This is a genomic window from Streptomyces sp. DF42 (assembly GCF_058267695.1).
The window spans coordinates 3,616,129-3,627,693 of the sequence record NZ_CM177859.1 but is presented as its reverse complement, the minus strand read 5'-3'; the positions used below and the strand labels follow the sequence as shown (position 1 = coordinate 3,627,693).

The window sequence follows — 11,565 nt, the reverse complement described above, 5'->3', positions numbered from 1 at the left end:
CTACGCGGAGGGGCGGGGCCGGCGCCGCTGCACCGCGTAGGAGAGGAAGGCCGTCCAGGCGGAGGACGTGACGGCCAGGTGAGGGCCGTCGGTGCTCTTCGAGTCGCGGACGAGGACGGTGGCCGGGGCGGGGGATATCTCGACGCAGTTGGAGGCGTCGGGGCTGTAGGTGGACTTCTGCCAGTGGTGCGTGGACATGTCGTCGCCTCTCAGAGATCTTGCGCGATGCGGTGACGAGGCCGCGGGACGCTTCGGGGCTGAGGGCGTTCGCCTCCATCCTTGATCTTGCGTGGGTATTCCCGGCTTCAGCCGGGGAGGGAGCCGCATCCTCGGCCCGGAGGCGCGAAGCGCCGGGGTTCGCTGCGCCTCTGGGGTGATGATCAGGTGGGCCGCTTCTGGCCTTCGATGTACTGGCGGATCACGGTCAGTGGAGCCCCGCCGCAGGACCCCGCGAAGTATGAGCGGGACCAGAACGCGGAGCCCATGCCGATGCGGTTGATCCGGCCGGTGTATTCGGCGCGCAGGTAGCGGGAGCTGACTCCCTTGAGGCTGTTGATCAGCTTCGACAGAGCGACCTTCGGCGGGTAGTGCACGAGAAGGTGCACGTGGTCCTGTTCGCCGTTGAACTCCCGCAACTGCGCATCGAAGCCGACGCACACCTCACGCATGATCTCCTCGCACCGCTTGAGCATGGCGTCATCGAAGACTCCGCGCCGATACTTCGTGACGAACACCAAGTGCACGTGAAGGCTGTATGCGACGTGCCGTCCGGTGCGGATAGCGGCGTTTGGTTCCCAACGCGGTGACATACGCCAAGTGTAGTAGGCTCTTTGGGCCGAAGTGGAAAGGGGGCCGGATGATCCGTGCGTACAAGTTCCTCATGCGGCCCACCGCGGGCCAGGCCGCTGCGCTCGCCGCGATGCCGGCCGATCACTGCTCGCTCTACAACGGCGCGTTGCAGGAACGCCGGGACGCCTACCGGCACGTGTCGAAGACGAGCGTCACCTACAGGCAGCAGTCCGCACAGCTCAAGGAGATCCGCGCCTTCGACCCGGAGCGTCAGGGCCGCTGGTCTTTCTCCTCCCAGCAGGCTACGTTGCGCCGGCTGGACAAGGCGTTCCAGGCGTTCTTCCGTCGGATCAAGGCTGGTGAGACGCCCGGCTACCCGCGTTTTCGGGGTGTCAACTGGTTCGACACGGTGGACTTCCCCAAGGACGGGGACGGCTGCCGCTGGGACTCCACCCCGCACGATCGGATCATCCGAGTCCGCTTCCAGGGCGTCGGCCACGTCAAGGTCAACCAGCACCGGCCCGTGGTCGGCAAGGTCAAGACCGTGTCCGTCAAGCGCGAGGGCAAGCGCTGGTACGTCGTACTGACCGCCGAGCAGGCCCAGCCCGAGCCGCTGCCCCCGACGGACAGCGTGGTCGGCATCGACCTGGGCATCGCCTCATTCCTCACCACCTCAGGCGGTGAGCATGTCGCCAACCCTCGGCACGGCCGCAAGGCCGCCGCGAAGCTCGAAGCCGCGCAGCAGGCCCTGTCCCGTTTCCCGCGCGTGCGTCGCGACAAGCGCACCGCCAACCACCAGCGGGCCGTGGACAATGTCGCCAAGCTGCACCGCAAAGTCCGCCGCCAGCGGCTCGACCACGCCCACAAGGCCGCTCTTGACCTCGTGCGGGAACACGACTTCATCGCGCACGAAGACCTCAAGATCCGCAACATGGTCAGGGCCCCCGCGTCGAAGGCCGATCCTGACCAGCCGGGCAGCTTCCTGCCCAATGGTGCCGCTGCGAAGGCCGGGCTCAACCACTCGATCTCGGATGCCGGATGGGGGGTGTTCCTCACGATTCTGCACGCCAAGGCTGAAAGCGCCGGACGGGAAGTGATCGCCGTGGACCCCCGCAACACCTCCCGGACCTGCCCCGAATGCGGGCACGTCTCCGCGGAGAGCCGGCTCAGCCAGGAGAAGTTCCACTGCGTTTCCTGCGGCCACTCGGCGCACGCGGACACGGTGGGCGCCCTGAACGTTCTACGGGCCGGGCTGGTCCGTCGCGACGCCGGCCGGCATAGCGAGAAGCCCCCTCATTCATGAGGGGGAGGAGTCACGTGGGCAACCACTGATCGACCTGAGGGCGGTCGGCCGACGCGGGCGGTGACCGCGTCCAACACTGTCAAAGGCCGGTCAAGCCCCCGCACCCGAGATCCCCTGCCCCACGCCCTCATGACACACTGCCCGAGTTGCGTAAGTGAACAGAGTGCCCGGGGGAGCAGGAGCGATGAGTAAGCGGCAGGTTCGGAACATGCTGCGGTTGATGGCCGGTGGGGAGCCCGTCGAGCTCACCAGTCCGATGGCTTCTGTGAAGAAGCTGTCCCGACTCGCCTTCGTCGCCCAGCAGTTCGGGTACGAGTACATGGACGCGCGGCACACCGGCTCGCGCAACAACGCGCTGAAGATGCTGATCGTGCCCGACCCGAACCCGCAGGCCCGGGCGCGGGCCGCGCAGAACTGGGCGCAGTATCCGAACGCGCACGACGGGGTCTCACTGCCGCCCCTCGTCCCCGACGCCCTCGAACTCCTCAAGGCCCGCATCCAGTTCGACCTCACCGGCAAGAACGCCGAGAAGCGCATGGGGTACGCGGCGCTGGGCATCACCGTCGCCTGTGGGATCGCCGGGTACCGGGCAGGCGGCGAGGCCCTCGACTTCGTCGTGGCGGGCATCGTCTGGCTGATCTTCATGGCGATCTTCGGCATCGGTCTGCTCGTGACCCGCAAGCGCAACGCCAAGTTCGCGCGCCGGCTGCAGGCCGCCGGATTCGTGCCGATGACGGACGAGACGGGGCGGGTGCGCTACCTGCCCCCGGGGCTGCAGATGCCGGGCCAGGCGAACCCCTTCGCGGGCGGACCGTACGGTGCCGGTCAGCCGCCGATGGGTGCGCCGGGCGCTCCCGCCACCCCGGCCCACGCTCCTTACGGACAGCCGGGACAGCCGGGACAGCAGGTCCCGGGGCCGTACGCCGCCCAGCCCCAGTACCAAGCCCAGCCCTACGGCTATCCGCAGCAGCCGCCGCCCCAGCCCTACGGCCACCCGCAGCAGCCCCCGGCCCCCGGCCCCTACGCCGCCCCTCAGCAGCCGTATCCCCCACAGCAACCGCCCCAGCCGTACCCGCCGCAGCAGCCCTACCCCCAGCAGAACCCCAACTGGCAGTCCCCTCAGCGCTGAACTGCCCACTGCCCACCACCCACCGGGCTCGGCTGCCCACCGGGTCCCGCTGCCCACCGGGCCCGGCCCGCCCCGCAGGCGCCGCGGCGCCGCCTTCACACGGAGCCGCACGCAGCCGGAGAGCTGTTCGTAACGTACCGACGCGGTACCTCTCATCCCGCCTCCGGGCCGGGTGAGAGCAAAGTTCCTTCACGGTCACCCGGCGCCACAGACCGGAAACGCCGCCTCCCTACCTTCGGGACTCATCACCGCTCATCTGCCCCCGAGCACGACCGAGCCCCGGAGCACCGTGGAGGCGTCATGACAGCCCCTAGCACAGCCCCCGTATCGAGCAGGGGAGGTCGCTGGATCCAGCAGTGGGATCCTGAGGACGAGACCTTCTGGAACGAGACCGGAGAGAAGATCGCCAAGCGCAATCTCTTCTTCTCCGTCCTCTCCGAGCACATCGGCTTCTCGATCTGGACTCTGTGGTCCGTGCTGGTGCTCTTCATGGGCCCGGAGTACGGGCTGACCCCGGCCGACAAGTTCATGCTGACCTCGATGGTCACGCTGGTCGGCGCCGTCGTCCGCGTCCCCTACACCTTCGCCGTCGCCGTCTTCGGCGGGCGGAACTGGACGATCGTCTCGGCCGGCCTGCTGCTCATCCCGACGGTCGCCGCGTTCACGGTGATGAAGCCGGGCACGTCCTTCGACACCTTCCTGCTGATCGGGCTGCTCGCCGGCATCGGCGGCGGCAACTTCGCCTCCTCCATGACCAACATCAACGCCTTCTTCCCGCTCAGGAAGAAGGGGTGGGCGCTCGGCCTCAACGCCGGCGGCGGCAACATCGGCGTCGCAGCGATCCAGCTCGTGGCCCTCGCCGTCATCGGCGCGAGCGGCGGTCCGCGGGTTCTGCTCGGGATCTACATCCCGCTGATCGTCGTCGCCGCCGTCCTCGGCGCGCTCTTCATGGACAACATCGAGAACGTGAAGAACGACACCGGTGCGGCCAAGGACGCCGCGAAGGACGCCCACACCTGGATCATGTCCTTCCTCTACGTCGGCACGTTCGGCTCGTTCATCGGATACAGCTTCGCCTTCGGGCAGGTGCTCACCAACCAGTTCGGGCGCACGCCGCTGCAGGCCACGTACCTCACCTTCATCGGCCCGCTGCTCGGCTCGCTGATCCGCCCCGTGGGCGGCTGGCTCGCCGACAAGTACGGCGGCGCGAAGATCACCCTCTGGAACTACGTCGCCATGGGCGCCGCCACGGCCGTCCTGGTCGTCGCCAGCATGCAGAAGTCGCTGCCGCTGTTCGTCGTCGCCTTCGTCGTCCTGTTCTCGCTCACCGGGATCGGCAACGGATCCACGTTCAAGATGATCCCCGGCATCTTCCATACCAAGGCCTTGGCCAAGGGGCTGGAGGGCGAGGCGGCCGCCGCCCACGGCCGACGCCTCTCCGGTGCCTCCATGGGGCTCATCGGCGCGGTCGGCGCGCTCGGCGGCGTAGGCATCAACCTGGCCTTCCGGCAGTCCTTCCTCTCCTACGGCTCCGGAACCGGCGCATTCGTCGCCTTCCTCGCCTACTACGCCCTCTGCTTCGGGGTCACCTGGGCCGTATACCTTCGCCGCCCGGCCGCAGTCTCCGAGGCCACGACTGCCGCAGAGACGAAGCCGCAGCTCAGCTACGCCGAGGTGTGACGTAACACCGGCGACATCAAGCCGAACCGAGCCTGTCACGGACCGTTGACAGGCTCGATCGGCATGTGGGTACCGCCGTACCTCATGTACGACGACTCGAGCTCGGGACGAGAGCCATGTACGACGAACAGCAGCGACCGGACACCGGTCAACACGGGCCCCTCGCCGGATTCACCGTGGGCGTCACCGCCGCGCGCCGGGCCGACGAACTGGGCGCGCTGCTGCAGCGACGGGGAGCCGCCGTCCTGCACGCACCCGCCCTGCGCATCGTGCCGCTCTCCGACGACAGCGAACTGCTGGCGGCGACGAAGGATCTGCTCGACCAGGCGCCGGACGTCGTGGTCGCGACCACGGCCATCGGCTTCAGGGGATGGATCGAGGCCGCCGAGGGGTGGGGCCTCGGGGAGCCGCTGCTCGAACGGCTGCGGGCCGCGGAGCTGCTCGCGCGCGGGCCCAAGGTGAAGGGAGCGGTACGGGCCGCCGGGCTGACGGAGGACTGGTCGCCGTCGAGCGAGTCCATGGCCGAGGTGCTGGACCGGCTGCTGGAGGAGGGGGTCGACGGGCGCCGCATCGCCGTACAGCTGCACGGCGAGCCGCTGCCCGGGTTCGTGGAGTCGCTGCGGGCCGCGGGCGGGGAGGTCGTCGGGGTGCCGGTGTACCGGTGGATGCCGCCGGAGGACATCGCGCCGCTCGACCGGCTGCTGGACGCGGCCGTCTCCCGGGGCCTCGACGCGGTCACCTTCACCAGCGCGCCCGCCGCCGTGTCCCTGCTGGACCGGGCCGAGAAGCGCGGTCTGCTGCCCGAGCTGCTCGCCGCCCTCCACCACGATGTGCTGCCGGCCTGCGTCGGACCGGTCACCGCGCTGCCACTGCAGGCCCACGGCGTCGACACCGTCCAGCCCGAACGCTTCCGGCTCGGGCCTCTCGTCCAGCTGCTCTGCCAGGAACTGCCGAGCCGGGCGCGCACCCTGCCCGTCGCCGGGCACCGGGTGGAGATCCGCGGCCACGCGGTCCTCGTCGACGACGACCTGAAGCCCGTACCGCCCGCCGGGATGTCTCTGCTGCGTGCGCTGGCCCGGCGGCCGGGGTGGGTGGTGGCCCGCGCGGAGCTGCTGCGGGCCCTGCCGGGTGCGGGCCGCGACGAGCATGCGGTGGAGACCGCGATGGCCCGCCTGCGCACGGCACTCGGGGCGCCGAAGCTGATCCAGACGGTGGTGAAGCGGGGGTACCGGCTGGCGCTGGATCCGGCGGCTGACGCGAAGTACGCGGACGGGTGAGGCTGTTCCCGGGGGTGTGCGGCCCCGTTGCCGGAGCTGCTCTCTCCGGGACGGGGGCTTCGGCCTGAACAGCCTCGCCCCCACATGCCCGACGGGCTCACACGCCGGGCCGGCCCACACGCCGGACGGGCTGAGATCGTGTGATGACCCGCGCTGAACCGCTCCGTACAGCACCAGCGCCCGCGCCTCTGTCTGCTCTCCTTGTTCCCCTTGTTCTGCCTCATGCCCTCAAGTCAACGGGCGGCCCGGCAGCCGGGACATCGCCGAGACGCGCACCCGCATAACCGCTCGTCCACCCGCCGCCGGTACGAGGGGTTCCGGCCGCGCGAACGGGCAGGCACTGTAAGAGGGATCGGTTCCTCAGCCCTCAGCTTTCCCGAGCCAGGCGGTGACAGGCACATGGCACTGGGTACGGTCACGGTCGCGTACGAGCTGCGGTTCGACGCCGGTCGGATCTGTCTCGACCTCCTCGCCACCAACCACCCCGTGGAGCGGTTCGACTCCGTCGGGGTGCTGTGTGCCTGGGTCACCGGGGCGGGACTGGTCCCGGCGACGGCCTCGCTGGGCCACGCCGACCCGTCCTGGCTGGTCGCCTTCCGTGAACTGCGCGGACAGATAGGACAGTTGGTGCGCGGTGGACTGACGCCGACCGTGCCCCGGCCGTCGTACGACCTCGCGCTCGGCCGCGTGAACGAGCTGGCCCGCGTCTCGCCGCCCGCGCCACGGGCCGTGCGGGGCGAGGACGGCTCGCTCGTCCGGGAGCTGGAGGGAGCGCCCCAGTGTGCGGCGCTGCTCGGGGCGATCGCCCGGGACGCCGTGGAACTGCTCACGGACCCCGTCGCGCGGGCCGGTCTGCGGCAGTGCGAAGGGGACAACTGCCCGATCGTCTATGTCGATTCATCACGGGGGCGCAGGAGGCGCTGGTGCTCCAGTGAGGTCTGTGGGAACCGCGAAAGGGTGGCCCGGCACCGTCGACGGGCGGCTCTCGCGCGCGCCTGACGCCCGTTACACCCCTTATGCGAACAGGGCATCGAAGTGATTTCGATTACACGCCGTTTACCCCACGTGTGACGCGGACATCAGTTGCGATCTTGCCAGTGTGTCGGAAATGTAAAGATCGCACGGGGGGAATGTGCACCCATGTCCCCCTCGTCACGTCACGCAGAAGAAAACTGTCATCCCACTTTGAACATGACGCGCACCACATCCGTACCTGTGCACGAGCGACCGAACGGGGGAACCCCCGGACATCGGAGGTGGGCGTGCGCAAGGATTCCGTCGTGGCCAATGAACGTGGATCGAGGGCCCGACATCGCATGTCCCAGCCCTCGGAACCAGATGAGGAGCTCATGCGTGCCCTCTATCGCGAGCACGCCGGACCTCTCCTTGCGTACGTACTCCGGCTGGTCGCCGGAGATCGGCAGCGTGCCGAGGACGTGGTTCAGGAGACGCTAATCCGTGCCTGGAAGAACGCCGGTCAGCTCAATCGGGCGACCGGATCGGTACGCCCCTGGCTGGTGACGGTTGCGCGCCGCATCGTCATCGACGGCCACCGCAGCCGGCAGGCCCGGCCGCAGGAGGTCGATCCGTCGCCGCTGGAGGTCATCCCCGCGGAGGACGAGATCGACAAGGCGCTGTGGCTGATGACGCTGTCCGATGCGCTCGACGACCTGACCCCTGCCCACCGGGAGGTACTCGTCGAGACGTACTTCAAGGGGCGTACCGTCAACGAGGCGGCCGAGACGCTGGGCATTCCCAGTGGCACGGTGCGGTCCCGGGTGTTCTACGCCCTGCGGTCGATGAAGCTGGCACTGGAGGAGCGGGGGGTGACGGCGTGATGAGTGTTTACGGGGGAAACCAGGGATTCGGTACAGGTGGTTCGGGTATGTCTGGCTCCATGATGGGATCTCCGGGCCCGAGCGAGCACGAAACGGTCGGTGCCTACGCCCTCGGGATCCTCGACGATGCCGAGGCAACCGCTTTCGAGGCACATCTCGCCACCTGCGAATGGTGCGCCCAGCAGCTCGACGAGCTGGCCGGGATGGAACCGATGATGGCCGCGCTCGCGGACCTGCCCGGGACCGGTTCACCCGCGATCGGGGAGTCCCTGTCGGCACGGCCCAGCCCGCGGCTCGCGGAGCGGCTGGTCGACGAGGTCTCCGAACGCCGGGCACAGAAGCGGCGCAAGGGCTTCTACCTGGTCGCGGCCGCGGCGGCACTGATCATCGGCGGCCCCCTGACCGTCATGGCGGTCAACGGCGGCAGCGACTCCGGAAAGACCGCCACGCCGCTCGCGGCCGGCGCCAAGGCGGCCTTCGGCACGCTCTCCGACAAGGTGACGGCGACGGACCCGTCCACCAAGGTCAAGGCCACCGTGGCCATGCAGGAGAAGGAGTGGGGCACCTGGGGAGTCGTCGAGCTCAGCAACGTCAAGGGCCCGCTGAAGTGCTCGCTCATCGCCGTCGGCAAGAACGGCGAGCGCGAGACGATGTCCTCCTGGTCGGTCCCGAAGTGGGGCTACGGCATCGCGAACGCCAAGTCCGAGGAGGCCAAGGAGCCTCTCTACGCCCAGGGCGGAGCGGCTCTGCAGCCCAATGACATCGACCACTTCGAGGTCATGACCTTCGACGGCAAGAAGCTCGTGGAGATCGACGCGTAGCGTACGTAGCTTTGCCGGGCCCCTTTCGCGTACGGTTGACGGCTGCCCAGCACGTCAGAAGGGGGCCCGGTGGCCGCACAGGCTCAACAGGAAACCGCGCTCGACTCGGATCACGACTCAAGTCGCGACCAGGAGATCAGCGTCGAACAGGAACACCTGGACCGGGTGTACCGGCGCCTCGAGGAGAAGATCCACGAGGCGGAGTTCCTCATGCACGACGCCGCCAAGCGAGGCCACGTCGGCACGCCCGGCGCGCTCGCCGAGCGGGACGCACAGGTCTTCCGGGCGGGAGTCCACCTCAACCGGCTCAACAACGAGTTCGAGGACTTCCTGTTCGGACGGATCGACCTGCTGCCCGGCAAGGACGGCAAGAAGGGGCCGGACGGTGCATACACCGCCATAGAGCCCGCCGACGGAGCTGTCCGGGACGACAACACCGCCGACATCGCCGAGACCCTGCACATCGGCCGCATCGGCGTACTGGACGCCGAGTACGCCCCCCTCGTCATCGACTGGCGGGCCCCCGCGGCCGCGCCGTTCTACCGCTCCACCCCCGTCGACCCGGGCCGGGTCGTGCGCCGGCGCGTCATCCGATCCAAGGGCCGCAGGGTCCTCGGTGTCGAGGACGACCTGATGCGCCCCGAGCTCAAGGCCTTCCTCGACGGCCGTCAGCTGCCCGTCATCGGTGACGGCGCCCTGATGGCCGCCCTCGGCCAGGCCCGCAGCCACACCATGCGGGACATCGTCGCCTCCATCCAGGCCGAGCAGGACATGGTCATCCGCGCCCCCGCCGCCTCGGTGACCTATGTCGAGGGCGGCCCGGGCACGGGCAAGACGGCCGTGGCGCTCCACCGCGCCGCCTACCTCCTCTACCAGGACCGGCGCCGGTACGCGGGCGGCATCCTCATCGTCTCCCCGACCCCGCTGCTCGTCGCCTACACCGAGGGCGTCCTGCCCTCCCTCGGCGAGGAGGGCCAGGTCGCCATCCGCGCGATCGGCTCACTCGCCGTGGACGCGGTCGGCGCCGAGGCCACCCTGTACGACTCCCCGGCCATCGCCCGCGCCAAGGGCTCGTACCGCATGCTCAAGGTCCTGCGGAAGGCGGCACGGGGGGCGCTGGAGCTCGGGTCGGCCGCCCCCGCCTCCGGTCAGCTCGCCCTCGGCGACGACACCGACGCGGCCACCCCGGCCGCCCTTCCCACCCGCCTGCGTGTCGTCGCCTTCGGCCGGCGTCTGGAGCTTCAGGCACCGGAGCTGGACCGCGTGCGAAGAGCCGTCCTCGGCGGCACCGCGCCCGTCAACCTGCTGCGCCCCCGCGCCCGCAAGCTCCTCCTCGACGCCCTGTGGGCGCAGTCCGGCGCGGCCGGCAGGCACACCGACCCGGAGCTGGCCGCCGAGCTGCGCTCCTCCTTCGACGAGGACATCTGCGACGAGGACAGCTTCCTCACGTTCCTCGACGCCTGGTGGCCGGAGCTGACTCCCGGGGCCGTCCTGGCCGCCATGTCCGACGAGCGGCGCCTGGGCCGCTGGGCCCGCCGCATCCTCAACCCCGGCGAGGTCCGCCGGGTCGCCCGCTCGCTGCGCCGCGAGGGCCACTCCGTGCACGACATCGCCATGCTCGACGAACTCCATTCGATCCTCGGCAGTCCGGTCCGCCCGAAGAAGAAGCGCGAGCTGGACCCGCTCGACCAGCTGACCGGCCTGGACGAACTGATGCCGGTGCGCGAGGAGTCGCAGCGCGAGCGGGCCGAACGGCTCGCTCAGGAACGCACCGAGTACGCCCACGTCATCGTCGACGAGGCCCAGGACCTCACGCCCATGCAGTGGCGCATGGTCGGCCGCCGCGGCCGGCACGCCACCTGGACGGTCGTCGGCGACCCGGCCCAGTCCTCCTGGTCCGACCCCGACGAGGCGGCCGAGGCCCGCGACGAGGCCCTCGGCACCCGCCCCCGCCGCCGCTTCCAGCTCACCGTCAACTACCGCAACCCGGCCGAGATCGCCGAGCTGGCGGCCAAGGTGCTGGCCCTCGCGATGCCCGGTTCGAAGGCCCCGTCGGCGGTCCGCTCCACCGGCGTCGAACCCCGCTTCAGCGTCGTACGGGATTCCCTCGCACAGACCGTCCGCGCGGAGGCCGCCCGCCTCCTGGACCGCGTCGACGGCACCGTCGGTGTCGTCGTCGCCATGCAGCGCCGCGACGAGGCGGCCCGCTGGCTCGCCGGACTCGGCGACCGGGTGGTGGCCCTCGGCAGCCTGGAGGCGAAGGGCCTGGAGTACGACGCGACGGTCGTCGTCTCGCCCGCGGAGATCGCCGACGAGTCCCCGGCGGGCCTGCGCGTGCTGTACGTGGCCCTCACCCGGGCCACCCAGCAGCTGACGATCGTCTCGGCGGACCGGGACGAACCGGACCCGAACGGAGTTCCAGACCTGCTCCGGGACGAGTAACCGGATGAACTCTCGGCACGGGAATGGCCTTACGGGATCTGTTTGTTAGCCTGGGTGTGGCACCGGCTCGATCCAAGCCCCCGGGCCCAACCTTCGTCGCTACGAGCGACCACTTGCCGCGAGGCGAGCATGGCGGGTCGGTGCCACTTGACCTGCAAGGCCCGCGTCACTTCGTGACGCGGGCCTTTTTTGCCGTGAACAAAACGTTCGCAATCCAGAGTGACTAACGCTTACCCGACGGTAGGTGCGACCATCGGACGGCATACCCAGCGTCACGGTGAAAGCG

General features: G+C 69.7%; 10 protein-coding genes. 8 read left to right on the top strand and 2 right to left on the bottom strand.

All coding sequences use genetic code 11. The annotated features are described in order from the left end of the window. Both ACYUED_RS16520 and tnpA read right to left on the bottom strand, forming a co-directional pair. On the bottom strand, positions 1 to 198 hold the full coding sequence (locus tag ACYUED_RS16520) for a DUF397 domain-containing protein (protein WP_491293043.1): 198 nt from the start codon (positions 196 to 198) through the stop codon (positions 1 to 3). A 182-nt stretch (positions 199 to 380) separates the two neighbouring features. Further along, positions 381 to 809 carry an IS200/IS605 family transposase gene (gene tnpA / locus ACYUED_RS16515; RefSeq protein WP_491293042.1) on the bottom strand — a complete coding sequence of 143 codons (429 nt, stop codon included), beginning with the start codon at positions 807 to 809 and terminating at the stop codon, positions 381 to 383. Between the two features lie 47 nt (positions 810 to 856). Between tnpA and ACYUED_RS16510 the strand changes: the two genes are divergently transcribed. The 8 genes from ACYUED_RS16510 (at position 857) to ACYUED_RS16475 (ending at position 11,279) form a co-directional block, all read left to right on the top strand. Then, on the top strand, positions 857 to 2,092 hold the full coding sequence (locus ACYUED_RS16510; protein WP_491293041.1) for an RNA-guided endonuclease InsQ/TnpB family protein: 1,236 nt from the start codon (positions 857 to 859) through the stop codon (positions 2,090 to 2,092). A gap of 184 nt (positions 2,093 to 2,276) precedes the next feature. Continuing rightward, positions 2,277 to 3,221, top strand: a complete 945-nt coding sequence (locus ACYUED_RS16505; protein ID WP_491293040.1) for a hypothetical protein — start codon at positions 2,277 to 2,279, stop codon at positions 3,219 to 3,221. A 300-nt stretch (positions 3,222 to 3,521) separates the two neighbouring features. Beyond that, positions 3,522 to 4,901: a nitrate/nitrite transporter gene (locus ACYUED_RS16500; RefSeq protein WP_491293039.1), complete on the top strand. Its 1,380-nt coding sequence runs from the start codon at positions 3,522 to 3,524 to the stop codon at positions 4,899 to 4,901. Positions 4,902 to 5,017: 116 nt separating this feature from the next. Further along, positions 5,018 to 6,178 (top strand): uroporphyrinogen-III synthase, encoded by a 1,161-nt coding sequence (locus ACYUED_RS16495; RefSeq protein ID WP_491293038.1) that lies wholly within the window; start codon positions 5,018 to 5,020, stop codon positions 6,176 to 6,178. A gap of 399 nt (positions 6,179 to 6,577) precedes the next feature. Next, entirely contained in the window at positions 6,578 to 7,177 is a 600-nt protein-coding gene (locus tag ACYUED_RS16490; protein ID WP_491293037.1) for a CGNR zinc finger domain-containing protein, read from the top strand. Positions 7,178 to 7,494: 317 nt separating this feature from the next. Beyond that, the gene (locus tag ACYUED_RS16485) at positions 7,495 to 8,016 is read left to right on the top strand and encodes a sigma-70 family RNA polymerase sigma factor (protein ID WP_010039908.1); all 522 of its coding nucleotides are present in this window, start codon (positions 7,495 to 7,497) and stop codon (positions 8,014 to 8,016) included. Then, on the top strand, positions 8,016 to 8,837 hold the full coding sequence (locus tag ACYUED_RS16480; RefSeq protein ID WP_491293036.1) for an anti-sigma factor family protein: 822 nt from the start codon (positions 8,016 to 8,018) through the stop codon (positions 8,835 to 8,837). Before ACYUED_RS16485 ends, ACYUED_RS16480 begins: the two co-directional genes overlap by 1 nt. A 69-nt stretch (positions 8,838 to 8,906) precedes the next feature. Beyond that, entirely contained in the window at positions 8,907 to 11,279 is a 2,373-nt protein-coding gene (locus tag ACYUED_RS16475) for a HelD family protein (RefSeq protein WP_491293035.1), read from the top strand. Positions 11,280 to 11,565: the final 286 nt, after the last annotated feature.